This window comes from Nocardioides sp. (assembly GCF_030019515.1).
Classification (GTDB): Bacteria; Actinomycetota; Actinomycetes; order Propionibacteriales; family Nocardioidaceae; genus Nocardioides.
This window is the reverse complement of sequence record NZ_JASEEQ010000019.1, coordinates 24,765-40,792: the sequence shown is the minus strand read 5'-3', so window position 1 is coordinate 40,792 and position 16,028 is coordinate 24,765. Positions and strand designations below refer to the sequence as shown.

Annotated in this window: 16 protein-coding genes; 4 read left to right on the top strand and 12 right to left on the bottom strand. The window is 73.6% G+C overall.

From position 1 onward, the window contains the following. Positions 1-28: 28 nt before the first annotated feature. Positions 29-667, top strand: coding sequence for a cation transporter (locus tag QMC84_RS20620; RefSeq protein WP_300378219.1), 639 nt, complete (start codon positions 29-31; stop codon positions 665-667). 3 nt (positions 668-670) lie between these two features. Here the strand turns inward: QMC84_RS20620 and QMC84_RS20615 are convergent, their stop codons facing one another. Genes QMC84_RS20615 through QMC84_RS20600 form a run of 4 tightly spaced genes read right to left on the bottom strand, consistent with a single transcriptional unit; the run spans position 671 to position 3,755 of the window. After that, complete coding sequence (locus QMC84_RS20615) at positions 671-1,450, bottom strand: fumarylacetoacetate hydrolase family protein (protein ID WP_300378217.1); 780 nt, start codon at positions 1,448-1,450, stop codon at positions 671-673. Continuing rightward, positions 1,447-2,592 (bottom strand): luciferase family protein, encoded by a 1,146-nt coding sequence (locus tag QMC84_RS20610; RefSeq protein WP_300378215.1) that lies wholly within the window; start codon positions 2,590-2,592, stop codon positions 1,447-1,449. Before QMC84_RS20610 ends, QMC84_RS20615 begins: the two co-directional genes overlap by 4 nt. Continuing rightward, a complete protein-coding gene (locus tag QMC84_RS20605; protein ID WP_300378213.1) occupies positions 2,589-3,125 on the bottom strand; it encodes a VOC family protein in 537 nt (178 codons plus the stop codon). Before QMC84_RS20605 ends, QMC84_RS20610 begins: the two co-directional genes overlap by 4 nt. Positions 3,126-3,179: 54 nt before the next feature. Then, positions 3,180-3,755 (bottom strand): NADPH-dependent F420 reductase, encoded by a 576-nt coding sequence (locus QMC84_RS20600; RefSeq protein WP_300378211.1) that lies wholly within the window; start codon positions 3,753-3,755, stop codon positions 3,180-3,182. Between the two features lie 109 nt (positions 3,756-3,864). Here QMC84_RS20600 and QMC84_RS20595 point away from each other — a divergent pair, with 109 nt between their 5' ends. Beyond that, positions 3,865-4,359 carry a MarR family transcriptional regulator gene (locus tag QMC84_RS20595; protein WP_300378209.1) on the top strand — a complete coding sequence of 165 codons (495 nt, stop codon included), beginning with the start codon at positions 3,865-3,867 and terminating at the stop codon, positions 4,357-4,359. Between the two features lie 52 nt (positions 4,360-4,411). Next, positions 4,412-5,176, top strand: a complete 765-nt coding sequence (locus tag QMC84_RS20590; protein WP_300378207.1) for a response regulator transcription factor — start codon at positions 4,412-4,414, stop codon at positions 5,174-5,176. Positions 5,177-5,201: 25 nt separating this feature from the next. On the opposite strand, the gene QMC84_RS20585 is transcribed toward QMC84_RS20590, so the two are convergent. The 8 genes from QMC84_RS20585 to QMC84_RS20550 form a co-directional block, all read right to left on the bottom strand. After that, positions 5,202-5,567 carry an Hpt domain-containing protein gene (locus QMC84_RS20585; protein ID WP_300378205.1) on the bottom strand — a complete coding sequence of 122 codons (366 nt, stop codon included), beginning with the start codon at positions 5,565-5,567 and terminating at the stop codon, positions 5,202-5,204. Positions 5,568-5,730: 163 nt separating this feature from the next. After that, complete coding sequence (locus tag QMC84_RS20580; protein WP_300378203.1) at positions 5,731-6,513, bottom strand: isocitrate lyase/phosphoenolpyruvate mutase family protein; 783 nt, start codon at positions 6,511-6,513, stop codon at positions 5,731-5,733. 30 nt (positions 6,514-6,543) lie between these two features. Further along, entirely contained in the window at positions 6,544-9,531 is a 2,988-nt protein-coding gene (locus QMC84_RS20575; protein ID WP_300378201.1) for a bifunctional [glutamine synthetase] adenylyltransferase/[glutamine synthetase]-adenylyl-L-tyrosine phosphorylase, read from the bottom strand. Continuing rightward, positions 9,528-10,277 carry a type 1 glutamine amidotransferase gene (locus tag QMC84_RS20570; protein ID WP_300378199.1) on the bottom strand — a complete coding sequence of 250 codons (750 nt, stop codon included), beginning with the start codon at positions 10,275-10,277 and terminating at the stop codon, positions 9,528-9,530. Before QMC84_RS20570 ends, QMC84_RS20575 begins: the two co-directional genes overlap by 4 nt. 25 nt (positions 10,278-10,302) lie before the next feature. Next, positions 10,303-11,640, bottom strand: coding sequence for a type I glutamate--ammonia ligase (glnA, locus tag QMC84_RS20565; RefSeq protein ID WP_300378197.1), 1,338 nt, complete (start codon positions 11,638-11,640; stop codon positions 10,303-10,305). A 56-nt stretch (positions 11,641-11,696) separates the two neighbouring features. Continuing rightward, positions 11,697-12,347: a hypothetical protein gene (locus QMC84_RS20560; RefSeq protein ID WP_300378195.1), complete on the bottom strand. Its 651-nt coding sequence runs from the start codon at positions 12,345-12,347 to the stop codon at positions 11,697-11,699. 248 nt (positions 12,348-12,595) lie between these two features. Beyond that, positions 12,596-14,626 carry an NAD(+) synthase gene (locus QMC84_RS20555; RefSeq protein WP_300378193.1) on the bottom strand — a complete coding sequence of 677 codons (2,031 nt, stop codon included), beginning with the start codon at positions 14,624-14,626 and terminating at the stop codon, positions 12,596-12,598. A 38-nt stretch (positions 14,627-14,664) separates the two neighbouring features. Continuing rightward, entirely contained in the window at positions 14,665-15,414 is a 750-nt protein-coding gene (locus tag QMC84_RS20550; protein ID WP_300378191.1) for a class I SAM-dependent methyltransferase, read from the bottom strand. Positions 15,415-15,464: 50 nt separating this feature from the next. Between QMC84_RS20550 and QMC84_RS20545 the strand changes: the two genes are divergently transcribed. Next, entirely contained in the window at positions 15,465-15,926 is a 462-nt protein-coding gene (locus QMC84_RS20545; protein WP_300378189.1) for a VOC family protein, read from the top strand. The last annotated feature ends 102 nt before the right edge of the window (positions 15,927-16,028 follow it).

The window sequence follows — 16,028 nt, the reverse complement described above, 5'->3', positions numbered from 1 at the left end:
GACCTCGCACGCGGCCTAGATTGGCGGGGTGAGCTCACCCCACCCGGTCGAGCCGACGGGCATCGACGCACACCGGCTGCGGCGCGCGGTCCTCGTGGTCGCCGGCCTGAACTTCTCCTACTTCTTCGTCGAGTTCACGGTCGCGCTGTCGGCGGGCTCGGTGTCCCTGTTGGCCGACAGCGTCGACTTCCTCGAGGACACCTCGATCAACCTGCTGATCTTCATCGCCCTGGGCTGGCCGCTCGCCCGGCGTGCGCTGGCCGGCAAGGCGATGGCGCTGATCATCCTCGGGCCCGCGTCGGTCGCGGCGTGGACGGCGATCCAGCGGTTCAGCGACCCGGTCGCCCCCGACGTCCTGCCGCTGGTGCTCGCCTCGCTCGGTGCCATCGTCGTCAACGGGACCAGCGCCTGGGTGCTCGTCAACGTGCGCCACGCGGGCGGCTCCCTGAGCCGCGCGGCGTTCCTCTCGGCACGTAACGACGTGCTGGTCAACGTCGCGATCATCGGGATGGGGCTGGTGACCGTGTGGTCCGGGTCCGGCTGGCCGGACCTGGTGCTCGGCACGTTCATCATCCTGTTGGCCGCGCACGCCGCCTGGGAGGTCTGGGAGGTCAGCGAGGAGGAGCGGCTGGCCTCGAAGGCCCTGGCCGGGGAGCAGATCGACTGACCGCTACGCCGTGGGCTCGACCGCGATCGTGCCCAAGCCCTCGACGCTGAGCCGGTAGCGGCTCCCGGACCGAAGGGGTACGGCGTCCGTCAGCGCGCCGGCCAGCACGAGCGACCCGGCCGGGAGCGACTGCCCGTGCCGCTCGAGGTGCTCGGAGAGCAGCCCGAGGGCGCGCCACGGGTCGCCCAGGATCGCGGCGCCGGTGGCCCGGTGGACGACCTCGCCGTCGACCTCCACCGCGCAGCGCACCGAGGCCAGGTCCAGGTCGGCCGGCCAGGCGACCGGCTCGGCCCCGACCAGCACCCCGGCCGCGCTGGTCTCGTCGGCGACCACGTCGGGCAGCCGGAAGCGGTAGCCGGTCCACCGGGAGTCGAGGATCTCGGCTGCGACCGCCACGCCGGCGACGCTGGCCATCGCCGCGTGGGCGTCGAGCGCCCGGTCGATCGGACGCCCGGTGACGAAGGCGATCTCCGGCTCGATCCGCGGCTGGGCCCAGCGCGCCAGGGCGTCCCCGACGTCCTCGGGCTCGAGCAGCATCGAGCGGGTCAGGAAGCCGACGATCGGCCGGTCGACGCCCATCCGGTCCTGCTTGGCGCGGCTGGTCAGACCCAGCTTGGCCCCCACGACCGGGTCGCCCGCGGCGACCCGGTCGTCCAGGGCGAGCGCCTGCACGGCGTACCCCCAGTCCTCGTCGAGCTCGGGGTGCTCGTCGGTGAAGGGCGGCAGCGTGCGGCGCTCCGCCCGCGCAGCACGGAGCAGGTCGGCGGCCTCGCGGGGAGTCACCGGCCCATCGTCGCGTACGCGTGGCTGGCGGCGACGATCCCGGCGACCACCTCGAGCTCTGCGTCGTCGCGGGGACCGTAGACCAGCACCATGCCGCGGGCCAGTCGGATGCCGGCGAGCGGGTGTGCGACCGCCCAGCCCTGGGCGATGGCGTCGCGGGCGAGCGCGGGCGGCAGCGCCAGGTGCAGCGAGCCGTCGTGCTCCGGGTGCAGGTGGGCGAACTCCCCGACCTGCGGCACGAGGTAGGCGTCCGGCGGCGCGCCCGGTGCCGGCGACACCATGAAGCCGCGAGCGCCGGGGACGGAGATCGCCGACTGCCGGCTCGAGACACCCGGCAGGCCGCTGACCCGGGCGAACAGCTGCTCCTGGAGCCCGGTCGGGCTCTGGTCGGACTCCTGCTGCTGCGGGATGGTCCACGAGACCCGCGGTCGCGTGCCCGCCCGGGCGGGCAGCCGCCCGTCCGGCAGCGACGGCCAGGTGACCGCGCCCTCGGGTAGGGCCTCGCGGCGGCCGAGGAGGTCGAGGCGCTCGCCGATCCAGCCGCTGAGCTCGGCAGCGGTGGCCGCGGTGAGCCCGTGGCCGCCCGGGTCGCGCCGGGCGTACGGCGGGGCGCCCGACTCGCCCGTCAGGTAGGACCAGGTGCGGTCCAGCAGCTCGCGCGGGATCACCGTGTCGGTGTCGCCCTGGGCGACGAACACCGGCACGCCGGCCAGCCGCGCGGGAGTCACGGGGACGCCTGCGTCGAACGGCAGGGTCCCGTAGAGGATCGCTGCGCCCGCGTACCGCTCGGGCTCACTGAGCAGCAGCCCGCCGGCGAAGGCGGCGCCGCCGCTGAACCCGGCGAGCACCACCGGGCGCCCGGCGGGGGCGACCTGGTCGAGCCAGCCGCGGAACCACGCCATCGTCTGCGCCAGGGACTCCGCGACCGGGCGCCCGATGCCACGGTTGGCGAACCAGGCGTAGCCGCCGCCCTCGGCGATCGGCGCGCGGACCGCGGCGTACGACGGGCCCGCGGGCAGGTGGTCGGCCAGGCCGATGATCCCCTGCTCGTCGGCGCCGCGGCCGTGCAGCAGCACGACCAGCGGCCGCTCCGGGTCGTCGGGCCGGTGCCAGGCGACGACGGGCTCGGCGAACGTGCTCACGAGGCGACCGCCTCGGCGACGATCCGACCGGCGGAGGCGACCCCGCCCCAGCGGGCGAGCTCGGCGTCCAGGTCGAGGTGCTCGATCGGGGCGGAGCTCTCGTACTCGCCCCAGGCCTCGCGCGGCAGCATCCACATCAGCTCGAACTCGTTGCCGTCGGGGTCTGCGCCGTACACGCTCTTCGTGGCGCCGTGGCTCGACGCCCCGGTGTAGGCGCCGGCGTCGACGAGCGCCTGGCGGGCGGCCGCGAGCTCCTCGATGGTGTCCAGCTGCCAGGCGAGGTGGTAGAGCCCGATCCCACCGCGCCGCTTCGGCGGCGCGGCCGGACCGACGCCGAACAGGCCGAGGTCGTGGTGGTTGCCCGAGCGGGGCAGCCGCAGGAAGGCCGCGTTGGCGCGCGGCTCCCTGGCGGCCACGACCATCCCGAACACCTGCGTGTAGAAGCGCTCGGCGCGCTCCAGGTCGGCGACGAAGAGTACGGCGTGGTTGAGCCGGACCGGGGAGAACGACGGTGTGGACGGTGCGGTCGACATGACTGACTCCTGTCAGGTGGTCGGGATGGTCGGGGCGGTCGGGACGGGCCGGCCTCAGCCCTGGACGGCGAAGCCGCCGGTCCAGGCGATCTTCTCGGCGGCGGCAAGGCTGATCTGCAGGAAGCCGAGCGCCTCCATCTCGCGGGCCCGGCGCAGCGAGCCGGCGTCGATGGCGCGCAGGCCGCCGGCGGTCACGAGCTCGGACAGGCGGGCCTTGGCGTCGGCGTCGTCGCCGGCGATCAGGACGGTCGTGACCCGGTCGCCGATCGTCCCGGAGGCCAGGGTGGCCGCGAAGGTCGTGTTGAAGGCCTTGAGGACCCGGGAGTCCGGCAGCGCGGCCGCGAGCTCGGCGGCGGCCGAGGAGTCGGCGGGCACGGTGAGGGAGTCGAAGGTCTCGAAGTTCACCGGGTTGGTGATGTCGACGACGATCTTGCCGGCGAGCTGGGCGCTGCGCTCGGCGAGCACCTGGGGCAGGGCCGGGTAGGGCACTGCGAGGACGACGATGTCGCCGCTGACGGGGGTGGCGCTGTCGGCTTCGCCGAGGAGTTGGGCGCTGTGCCCGCCGCGCTCGACGACGCTGGCGATGGCCGGGCCCATGTTGCCGGTTCCGAGGATGGTGACGGTGGTCATGAGAGTGGTCCCTTCGTAGACGTCGCACGACAGCCAATTGGTTGTCACTTCAATGAACCATGCCATCGCGTTGATTGTTCCCACAACTTTTCTGAGGCACACTCGGGCCGTGGAGACCCGATGGTTGAGCAAGGCCGAGCTGGCCGCCTGGGTGCGGCTGGTCGCGGTGGTCGAACTGCTGCCGGGGGTGCTCGACACCCAGCTGCGCCGGGACGCGGGGCTGACGATGTTCGAGTACTACGTGCTCGCGACGCTCTCCGAGGCGCCCGGCCGGGTGCTGCGGATGACGGCGCTCGCGGCCCAGACGAACGCCACCCTGCCCCGGCTCTCCCACGTGGTCCGGCGGCTGGAGAAGCGCGACCTGGTACGCCGAGTCCCCGCCACCGACGACCGGCGGGCCACGGACGCCCACCTCACCGACGCCGGCTGGCGCACCGTCCAGGAGACCGCGCCTGGCCATGTCGCCCACGTCCGCGACCGGGTCATCGACGCGCTCACCCCTGCGCAGGTCGCGCAGCTGACCGAGATCGCGGATGCGTTGCTGCCGCGGCTCGACCCGGCGGGGACGATGACCGGGCTCTACCACCGCCACGACGACGCCTGAGCCGCGGACCGGCGTATCTCAAGACTTCCGCAAGAAGTGGCATCATCGGCCCATGGAGACCGACGTGGGGCCTGTCTCAGCGGGCGCGCCCGGCCGGCTCGGGCGGGTCGCGCTCGTGGTGGAGGACGACGAGGACATCCGCGCGCTGATCGTGTACACCCTCGAGACCCAGGGCTTCGAGGTGTTCGCCGTCGGCTCCGGCCTCGAGGGGGTGGCGGCGGTCCGCGACCGGAAGCCGGACCTGATCACCCTGGACCTGGGCCTGCCGGGGATCGACGGCATCGAGGCCTGCCGGCGGATCCGCGAGATCAGCGACGCGTACGTCGTGATGATCACCGCCCGCGACGACGAGATCGACCGGCTCCTCGGCCTGGAGACCGGCGCCGACGACTTCATCGCCAAGCCGTTCAGCGCCCGCGAGCTGAAGGCTCGCGTGAACGCGATGTTCCGCCGCCCCCGCACGGTCGGCGGCGTCCCGCGTCCGGACGCATCGACCCAGGACGCGCACGAGATCCTGACCCACGGCCCGCTGCGCGTCGATGTGGAGAGCCGTCGCGCGTTCCGCACCGACGAGGAGCTGGTGCTGACCCGCACCGAGTTCGACCTGCTGACCGAGCTGATGCGGGCCCCCGCGCGGGTCTGGTCGCGCGAGGCGCTGCTGCGCAGCGTCTGGGGCACCGACTGGGCCTCGGACACCCACCTGGTGGAGGTCCACGTCGGCAACCTGCGGCGCAAGCTCGCCGCCGGCACCGACGGCTCGACCCGGTTCATCCGCACCGTGCGGGGCGTGGGCTACCGGATGGAGCTCCCGGACTAGGGACGGTGGGCCGATCCCGACCGGGCTAGACCGCGAGGTGGTCGGCGAGCACCCGCTCGACCCGGGTCGCGGCGGGCGGCAGCGCCGCGGCCGCGGCGTACGCGCCCGGCAGGTCCCGGAGCCGCAGCTGCTGCTCGACCACGGCGGCGAGGGCCCCGAGCTCGTGCGCGCCGAGGGTCCGCGAGGAGACCTTGAGGCTGAGCACCGCATCCATCGCCGGGTCCGGGTCCTCGGCCTCGAGGGCGGCGAGGAGGCGGCCGAGCCGAAGCGGCAGCAGCCGGAGGTAGCTCTGGACCAGGACCAGGGCGAACTCGTCGTCGCGGGGGTGCCCGGTCAGGCCGGCCACAGCGGCCGGGTCGAACACCGCGGGCGTCTCGACGACCTCGCTCATGACGACTGCTTCCCCTCCTGCCCCGGCGACCGGGCAGTCCGACAGGTGCGCGGTGGTACGCCCTGACGAGCAGATGCTGTCCGGGCAGGCTCAAGCAACCGGCCACCCGGCCTCGGGGTTCGCGCAAGGAACCGGCAAGGAACCTCAAGCCGCCGCCGGCAGATCAGTTCAGCGCGCGCATCGTCGGCGGGACGCCCCCGCCGCGGTGCACCTCCTCGACCAGCTCCTGGAGCGCGGTGAGCGCGACGTTCTGCGACATCGGCCCGTAGGACACCCGGGCCACGCCGAGCTCCTCGAGCCGGGCCAGGGGCGGCAAGCCCGGCACGCCGATCAGGGTGAGCCGCTGCGGGCCGTAGGCCTCCACGAGCGTGGCGACCTGCTGCTCGTCGAGGCGCCCGGGCACGAACACGACGGGCGCCCCGGCGTCCAGGTAGGCGCGACCGCGCTCGACGGCGTCGGCGAGCACGTCGCCCGGGTCGCGGTCGCGACCGCGCAGGAACGCGTCGGTCCGCGCGTTCAGCACGAAGTCCACGCCCTCCGCCTCCGCGGCCCGCATGATCCGCTCGACGTTCGCCGCGGCCTCGGTGACCGGGCGCATCTGGTCCTCGATGTTGGCGCCGACCACGCCCAGCCCGATCGCGCGCCGCACGGTCCCGGCCGGGTCGCCGTACCCGCCCTCGAGGTCGGCGCTGACCGGCAGGTCGGTCGCGGCGGCGATCCGGCCGACGGCCTCGAGCATCAGGTCGACCGGGATCTGCTCGCCGTCGGGATAGCCGTAGGACGCGGCGATCGAGTGGCTGGCGGTCGCCAGCGCGGTGGTGCCGGGGACCCCGGCGACCGTCCTCGCGGAGACCACGTCCCACACGTTGACGACGGTGAGCAGCTCGGGGGCTTCGTGCAGGCGCAGGAGGGTGGTGGCCCGGTCACGGGTCCGGTCGTCGGTCATGACCGGAGCCTAGGACCCCGGACCGACTGCTCACTCCCAGAAGACCCGCTCGACGACGGCGCGGGCCAGGCGCGTGTAGCGCAGCTGGTCGTTGACCATCGCGTCCGAGGACGCGGGCGGGTAGCCGAGGATCGAGGCGACCGCGGCCCGCTCGCGGATGTCGCGGGGCAGCTCGTCGGCGGCCCGGCCGCGCACCAGCGTGACCGCGTTGCGGACCCGGCTGACCCGCCGCCAGGTCTGCTGGAGCACGGCGGCGTCGTCGTCGGTGACCAGGCCGGCCTGCCGGGCCGCGGCCAGGGCGTCGAGGGTGCGGGAGGTGCGCAGCCCGGGCACGGAGTCGGCGTACCGCATCTGCAGCAGCTGCACGGTCCACTCGATGTCGGCGAGGCCGCCGCGGCCGAGCTTGAGGTGGGTGTGCGGGTCGGCACCGCGCGGCAGTCGCTCGTCGTCGATGCGCGCCTTGATCCGGCGCACCTCGACCACGTCGTCCACGCTGAGCCCGCCGGCCGGGTAGCGCAGCGGGTCGATCAGCTCCTCGAAGCGGCGACGCAGGTCGAGGTCGCCGACCACGGCGTCGGCGCGCAGCAGCGCCTGCGCCTCCCACACCTTCGACCAGCGCGCGTAGTAGGCGGCGTAGGAGTCCAGGGTCCGCACCAGCGGCCCCTGCTTGCCCTCGGGGCGCAGGTCGGCGTCGACCTCCAGGGCCGGGTCGGGGCCGGGCAGCGCGAGTAGGCGGCGCAGCTCGTTGCCGACCGCGTGGGCGTACGACGACGCCTGCTGCTGGTCGGCGCCCGGTTCGGGGTCGTGCACGAACAGCACGTCGGCGTCGCTGCCGTAGGACAGCTCGAAGCCGCCGTAGCGGCCCATCGCGACGACCGCCATCCGGGTGGGCGCGGCGGCCAGGTCCCGCTGCCGGCGTACGGCACGACCGGCGACCTCGAGCGTGGCCTCCAGCGTCGCGTCGGTGAGCCGGGACAGGGCCGCGCCCACGTCCGCGACGTCGGTGAGCCCGAGCAGGTCGCCGGCGGCGATCCGCAGCAGCTCGCGTCGGCGGACCCCGCGGATCGCGAGCACGGCCGACTCGGGGTCGTCGTGCCGGCCCGAGGAGGCGAGCATCTCCTCGCTCAGGGCCTCCGCCGACAGCGGCGTCAGGTCGCCGCCGAGCATCCGCACCCCCTGCGGCTCCCGCTCCAGCAGGTCGGTGGCATAGCGCGACGTCGCGAGGATCCGCGCCAGCCGCTCGGCGACCTCGCCCTCGTCGCGCAGGGTGGAGAGGTACCACGGGGTGCTGCCCAGCGACTCGCTGATCCGGCGGAAGCCGAACAGCCCGGCGTCCGGGTCGGGTGCGTCGGCGAACCAGCCCAGCAGCACCGGCAGCAGGGTGCGCTGGATCTGCGCGGCCCGGCTGAGCCCGGACGTCAGCGCCTCGAGGTGGCGCAGCGCACCCTGCGGGTCGAGGAAGCCGAGCGCGGCCAGCCGCTCGGTCGCAGCCTCCGGCGAGAGCCGGGCCTCCTCGCCGGGGATCCTCGCGACGGCGGCGAGCAGCGGGCGGTAGAAGAGCTTCTCGTGCAGCCGGCGCACCTCGAGCCGGTGGTGCTGCCAGGTCTTGCCGAGGACGCGGACCGGGTCCTTGAGGTAGCCCATGCTGCGGCCGAGCCGACGCAGCGAGGCCTCGTCCTCCGGCACCACGTGGGTACGGCGCAGCCGGTGCAGCTGGATGCGGTGCTCGAGGGTCCGGAGGAACGCGTACGCGTCGTGCAGGGCCTCGCCGTCCGCGCGGCCGACATACCCGGCCCGGGTCAGCTCGGCGAGCGCGCTCAGCGTGGTGGAGGGCCGGATCCGCTCGTCGGCGCGGCCGTGCACGAGCTGGAGCAGCTGGACTGCGAACTCGACGTCGCGCAGCCCGCCGGAGCCCAGCTTGAGCTGCCGCTCGGCCTCTCGGGCCGGGATGTGCTCGACCACCCGGCGCCGCATCGCCTGGGTGTCCTCGACGAAGCCGTCGCGCTCGGCGGCGCTCCACACCATCGGCCGGGTCATCGCCACGAACTCCCGACCCAGCGCCAGGTCGCCGGCGACCGCCCGTGCCTTGAGCAGGGCCTGGAACTCCCAGGTGCTGGCCCACCGCTCGTAGTACCCCTGGTGGCTGGCGATGGTGCGCACCAACGGCCCGGCCTTGCCCTCGGGGCGCAGCGCCGCGTCGACCGGCCAGATGGTGCCCTCGGTGGTGTGGTCGGAGCAGACCCGGATCAGGTTGCTGGCGAGCTGGGTCGCGGCCTTCAGCGCGCTGTTGTCGACGGCGCTGTCCGAGACGCCGTCGGCCGGCGCCCAGACGAAGATCACGTCGACGTCGGAGACGTAGTTGAGCTCGTGGCCGCCGCACTTGCCCATCGCGACCACGCCGAGCCGCGCCAGGGCGCTGTCGGCGCCGACCCGCTGGCGGGCCACCGCCAGCGCGGCGTCCAGGGTGCCGGCCGCCAGGTCGGAGAGCTCGGCGGCGGCGTCGTCGACGACGAGGTGGTGCGCGAGGTCGCGTGCCGCCAGCCGCAGCAGCACCCGGCGGTACTCCACGCGGAGCGCGTCGACGGCCTCGGCGTCCGGGAGGGTCGCGACCGGCTCGGGGTGGTCCGGGTCGGCGCCGACGGCCGCGAGCAGCTCGGCGCGGATCGCCCAGGCGGCCGGCCGGCTCGAGCCGAGCGCGGGATCGGCCAGCTCGCGCCAGTGCTCCGGGTGCCGCACCAGGTGGTCGCCGAGCGCCTCGCTCGCACCGAGCACGCTCAGCAGGCGCATCGCGGTGCCCTCGTCGTCGACCAGCTCCTCGAGCAGCTCGTCGGGGTCGTCGAGCGCCTCGACCAGCCGCGCCAGCGCGGCGACGGCGTCGTCGGGGTCGGCGGTGCGGGCCAGCAGGGCGAGCAGCGGGTCGGCGGCCGCACCGAGTCCGGCGAGCGCGTCCAGCGCGGCGTCGGGGTCGAGGAAGCCCAGGCGCAGCAGGTTCCCCTTGCTGGTCGCCGACCGGGTCATCGGGCCGGGCACTCCGCAACGCGTGCGGCGGCCCGCTCGGAGACCAGGGCCGCGAGCCCGGTGGCGAGCGGCCGCCACGCGTCGTCCAACTCGGCGCGGGCCGCGTCGATCTCACGCAGCACGGCGTCGGTGTCGATGCCGCGGGTCTCGTGCGAGCCGCGGTCGGACTCGGCCCAGGGCCGCAGCACGGGTACGTCGACCTCCGGGTGCAGCTGCACCCCCCACACGGTGGGCGCGTAGCGCACGGCCTGGACCTCGCCGGCGCCGGTCCCGGCCAGCAGCACCGCGCCCGGCGGCAGCTCGGTCACCACGTCGTCGTTCCACTGCACGCCGCGCCGCGGGGTCGCGAGCGGGCCGAGCAGCCGGTCCGAGGTGGCTGCGGTGGTCCACCCGACGTCGAGCAGCCCGACCTGCTGCCCGCGGGGGTTGCGCGCCACGGTGCCGCCGTACGCGGCGGCGATCAGCTGGTGGCCCAGGCAGATGCCGAGCGTGGGCAGCCCCCCGTCCCGCGCCTGCCGGAGCAGCTCCTTGACCGGCGCGAGCCAGGCGTGCCGGTCGTCGTCGTTCGCGCCCATCGGCCCGCCGAGCACCACCAGCCCGTCGTACGCCGCAAGGCCCGGCAGCTCGTCGCCCGCGTAGGGACGGCGGACGTCCAGGTCACAGCCGGCCTCGGTCAGCCAGGTGCCGACCCACGCCGGCGGGCACTCGAGGTCGTGCTCGACCACGAGCACCACCGGACGGGTCACGCCGCCTCCTGGACCGGCGCGCCCATCACAGCACCGGGAGCATGCGGTCGCGCTCGAAGGCGGAGACCTGGCCCCGGTACTCCTCCCACTCCGCGCGCTTGTTGCGCAGGAAGTAGTCGAAGACGTGCTCGCCGAGGGTCTCGGCGAGCAGCTCGGAGTGCTCGGCCACCGCGATGGCCTCGGCGAGGCTCTTCGGCAGCGGCTCGATGCCGAGGCTCTTGCGCTCCCGCTCGGTCAGCGCCCACACGTCGTCCTCGGCCTCGCGGGGCAGGTCGTAGCCCTCGGTGATGCCCTTCATGCCGGCGGCCAGCACCACCGCGAAGGCCAGGTAGGGGTTGCAGGCGGCGTCGATGGTGCGCAGCTCGATCCGGGTGGACTGGCCCTTGTTGGGCTTGTACATCGGGACCCGGATCATCGCCGAGCGGTTGTTGTGGCCCCAGCAGATGTAGGACGGCGCCTCACCGCCGAACATCAGCCGCTTGTAGCTGTTGACCCACTGGTTGGTGACCACGCTGATCTCGTTGGCGTGCCGCAGCACGCCCGCGATGAACTGCCGCCCGGTCTTCGAGAGCTGGTACTCGGCGCCGGCCTCGAAGAACGCGTTGCGGTCGCCCTCGAACAGCGATACGTGGGTGTGCATCCCCGAACCCGGGTGGGTGGTGAACGGCTTGGGCATGAACGTCGCCCACACCCCCTGCCCGAGCGCGACCTCGCGGATCACGGTGCGGAACGTCATCACGTTGTCCGCGGTGGTCAGCGCGTCGGCGTACCGCAGGTCGATCTCCTGCTGGCCGGGCCCGCCCTCGTGGTGGCTGAACTCCACGGAGATGCCCATCGACTCGAGCATCGTGATCGCCTCGCGGCGGAAGTCGGCGCCCATCGACTGCGCGGTGTGGTCGAAGTAGCCGCTGCGGTCCACCGGCTCGGGCTCGGCCCCGGCCTCGGGGCTGTTCTTGAACAGGTAGAACTCGATCTCCGGGTGGGTGTAGAACGTGAAGCCCTGGTCGGCCGCCTTGCCCAGCGTGCGCTTGAGGACGTGGCGCGGGTCGGAGTACGACGAGGAGCCGTCCGGCATCATGATGTCGCAGAACATCCGGGCCGTGGCCGGGCCCTCGCCGCGCCAGGGCAGGATCTGGAACGTCGACGGGTCCGGCATCGCCAGCATGTCCGCCTCGTAGACCCGCGCGAAGCCCTCGATCGCCGAGCCGTCGAAGCCGATCCCCTCGTCGAAGGCGCCGTCCAGCTCGGCCGGCGCCACCGCCACCGACTTCAAGAATCCCAGGACGTCGGTGAACCACAGCCGCACGAACCGGACGTCCCGCTCCTCGAGAGCGCGAAGAACGAAGTCCTCCTGCTTACCCATGCCTCCAGCCTATCGGCGCGCACGCTTCGGGGCCGATCACGCGCCGATCCTCCGGGTCAGCCGCGCGGCTGCACCCCGCAGATCGGTACGTCCTGGGTGCCCATGACGCCATCCCACACCTGACGCATGGGGACCATCCAGTCCTGGGTGACGTCGGCGTAGGCGATGCTGCCGCGGACCCGGTGCCGCAGGCCCTGGACCCAGACCTTGCGGACGGTCAGCGGGATCGTCACCTCGGCGTCGCGGGTGCCGGCCCAGCAGCCCGCGCCCCTGGTCTTGGAGCGGGCCTCCTTGAAGCCGACCTCGTCGCCGACCCGCTTGCCGCCGTAGCGGAACACGGTCTGGGTGATGTAGCCGGTGTGGCCCTCCCAGGGCGCCTCGACCGTCATCGACATGCCCTTGGTGCGCCGGCTGGGCACGGTGACGGTGACCGTACCGTCGCTGACCTCGTGCTGTCCCCCGTCCCAGACCCGGACGCCGGACGTGGCGTCCGGGTCCCAGCGGCCCTGGACCAGGCCGACCACGCAGCCGTCGCAGTCGGGCACCTGGAAGGTGATGGTGGTCTGGCGCGCCTCGCGGGCGGACGGTGTCGTGGCGAGGGCGGTGGTGGCGTCAGCGGCGGGTGCGGCGCTCAGGGCACCGGCCGCGCCGGCGGCCAGGACCGCGGCGCCGGCCGCGAACCGGCGCAGGGGGCTGATGCTGCTCATGGCGTACTCCTCGGGCGGGACCCTCGGGCAGGATCTCGAACGTGTCACGGTGGTGACGCTCCGGCCGCCGGTTCGGTTGCATGCCGGAGCGTCATTTCTGTGCGGCTCGAGCCCGGCCAGGGGTGACCCAGCAACCGACCCCGACCCGCATCCGGTTGCCAGCACACCGCGCACCCGCGCCACCGCGCCACCGCGACGCGTCGCCACGCCGGCACGCACGCCCGGCCCGGCCAGCCGTCGGCGGGCAGTCACTCGGTGGGGATGTTGGCCTCCAGCTCGGCCAGCCAGGCGGCGGGCGAGGCGTCCGAGGGCATCCGCCAGTCCCCGCGCGGGGACATGGTGCCGCCGTGGCTGACCTTCGGCCCGTTCGGCAGCGCGGAGCGCTTGAACTGGCTGGCGAAGAACCGCCGGACGAACACCTCGAGCCAGCGACGGATCGTGGCCAGGTCGAACTCGATGCGCCGGTCGTCGGGGTAGTTCGGGGGCCACTCCCCCGCGTCCGCGTCGTGCCAGGCGTGCCAGGCGAGGAACGCGACCTTGCTGGGCGAGTAGCCGTAGCGCAGCACGTGGAAGAGCGTGAAGTCCTGCAGGGAGTACGGCCCGACTGACTGCTCGGTGGACTGCGGCAGGTGGTCCTCCCGGGTCGGGATCAGCTCCGGGGTGATCTCCTGGCCGACCACGTCGAGCAGCACCCGGTTGGTGGTCTCGTCGAACTGCCCGGTGCTGATCACCCAGCGGATCAGGTGCTGGATGAGCGTCTTCGGTACGCCGGCGTTGACGTTGTAGTGGGACATCTGGTCGCCCACGCCGTACGTGCACCAGCCCAGCGCCAGCTCGGAGAGGTCGCCGGTGCCGAGCACGATGCCGCCGCGGTGGTTGGCGAGCCGGAACAGGTAGTCGGTGCGCAGCCCGGCCTGGACGTTCTCGAAGGTGATGTCGTAGACCTCCTCCCCCCTCGCGTAGGGGTGGTCGAGGTCGGTGAGCATCGCCCGCGCGGCGTCGGTGATGTCGATCTCCTGCATGGTGATGCCGAGCGACTCGGCGAGCGCCCACGCGTAGCCCTTGGTGGCCGGGCCGGTCGCGAAGCCCGGCAGCGTGAAGCCGAGGATCTCGCTGCGGTCGCGGCCGAGCCGGTCCATCGCCTTCGCCGCGACGATCAGGGCGTGCGTGGAGTCCAGGCCGCCGCTGATGCCGATGACGACCTTCGGCTGGCCGATGGCGCTCAGCCGCTGCTCGAGCCCCGAGACCTGGATGTTGTAGGCCTCGTAGCAGTCCTGGGCCAGCCGCTCGGCGTCGTCGGGCACGAACGGGAAGCGGTCCACCTTGCGGCGCAGCCCGATGTCCTTGGTCGGCGGGCCCAGCTCGAAGCCGACCGTGCGGAACTCCGGGCCGATCGTGCGGCGGTTGTCGTCGAACGTCCCGGTCCGCAACCGCTCGAGGCGGGTGCGGTCGAGGTCCAGGTCGGTGATCGCGGCGCGCGGCCCGTCCGGGAACCGCTCGGTCTCGACGAGCAGCTCGCCGTGCTCGTAGACCATCGTCTGCCCGTCCCACGACAGGTCGGTCGAGGACTCGCCTTGGCCGCCGGCGGCATAGAGGTACGCCGCCAGGCACCGGCTGGAGGCACTGCGCGCGAGCAGCTCCCGGTCGCTCGCCCGGCCGACGGTGATCGGGCTGCCGGAGATGTTGGCGAGCACGGTCGCGCCCGCGAGCGCGGCCTCGGCGCTCGGCGGCACCGGCACCCACATGTCCTCGCAGACCTCCACGTGCAGCACCAGGCCGCGCACGTCCTCGGCCTCGAAGAGCAGGTCCGGCCCGATCGGCGCCTCCTGGCCGGCGAGCACGATCGACCCGCGCACGTCATCGCCGGGCGCGAACCAGCGGCGCTCGTAGAACTCGCGGTACGTCGGCAGGTAGGACTTCGGCGCGACGCCCAGGATCCGGCCCCGGTGGATGACGACGGCCGCGTTGAGCACCCGGTTGCCGTGCGCGACGGGCGCGCCCACGACGAGCACCGGCAGCAGGCCCTCCGACGCGGCGACGAGGCCGGCGATCTCGTCGGCGACCGCGTCGAGCAGCACGTCCTGGAGGAACAGGTCGTCGACGGCGTACCCGCTCAGGCAGAGCTCGGGGAAGATCGCGACCGCGACCCCCTCCTCGGAGCACGCCCGGGCCTGCTCCAGCACGGCCCGGGCGTTGGTCGCGGGGTCGGCCACGCGGATCGGCACCGTGCAGGCGGCGACCCGGGCGAAGCCATGGGCGTAGGCGGAGTAGAAGTCCACGCTCGGAGTTTCCCACGTCGCGTGTCTCCGACAGCGGGTCAGGCGCGCCCGAGCACCGCCCATGCCGTCGCGTCGACCGTGAAGGCGCCGTCGGGGAGCAGCTCGGCGCAGTGGCCGCGCAGCGCGTCCCGGGCGTCGGCGTCGAGCGCGCGCACGTAGTCGCCGGCCGGTCCGACGCCCAGCGTGTAGGGCTCCCACCACTCCTCGAAGGAGGAGAACGGCACGGTGACCGTGAGGGTGGTCTCGACCAGGTCGCGCAGGCCGGCCTCGCGGGCGAGCTCGCCGAGAGCGCCCTCACCGGTGCCGGGGAGCGTGGCCTCGTCCGCCGCGTCCGGGTCCCGGTCCTTGACCGCCTGCCAGAACGTCGACAGCGGCCCGGCGGTCGTGGCGTGGTTCCAGACGGTCGCGCCGACCAGGCCACCGACCCGGCCCATCTCGCGGAGCCCGCCGACCGGGTCGGACATGAAGTGCACGACGAGGTTCGCGAGCACCACGTCGGCCGAGTCGTCGGCGAACGGGATCTGCTCGGCCGTGCCCTGCCGGACGTCGACCCCGGGACAGCGCGCCCGGGCCGCGGCCACGAACGACGGCGACGGGTCGAGCGCCCGGACCCCGTCGGCCCCGAGCCGCGCGACCAGGCGGCTCGTGAGCACACCCGGCCCGCACCCCACGTCCACGGCGCGCTGTCCTCGCCGTACTCCTGCGAGCTCGGCGAGCTGCTCGGCGAGCGGCTCGGAGTACCGCCCCATGAACCGCCCGTACGCGTCGGCCGCGACGTCGAAGGCCATGGCCGACTGTAGGCCGATGAGTACGCCGCCGACAGCGGGTCAACACGGGCATGCCTGAGATCAGCACCTGCCTGTGGTTCGACGACGACCTGATGGAGGCCGTGGAGTTCTACACCCGGGTCTTCCCGAACTCGGAGATCCGCGGGGTCTCCCACTACGAGGACGGCCGCGTGCTCGCCGCCGAGTGGACGCTCGACGGCCAGCCGTTCCGAGGGATCAACGGCGGGCCGGTGCACGCCGGCTTCACCGAGACGATCTCGCTGAGCGTCAGCTGCGCCGACCAGTCCGAGGTCGACTACTACTGGGACACGCTCGTGGCCGGCGGCCGGCCCAGCCAGTGCGCCTGGCTCCAGGACCGGTTCGGGCTGTCCTGGCAGATCGTCCCGACCCGGCTCTACGAGCTGATCTCCGACCCTGACCCGGCGCGGGCGCAGGCGGCGATCGCGGTGATGATGACGCAGCAGAAGATCGTCATCGCCGACATCGAGGCCGCCGCCGACGCCGTCCGGTGACCACCGGGGTGACCATCGACACACGAGTGAACCCGTCGGTAGCGGGCTAGCCTGACGAACGGTCCGTGGACTCCATCAGGGAGCCGCGAGATGACGCCAGGG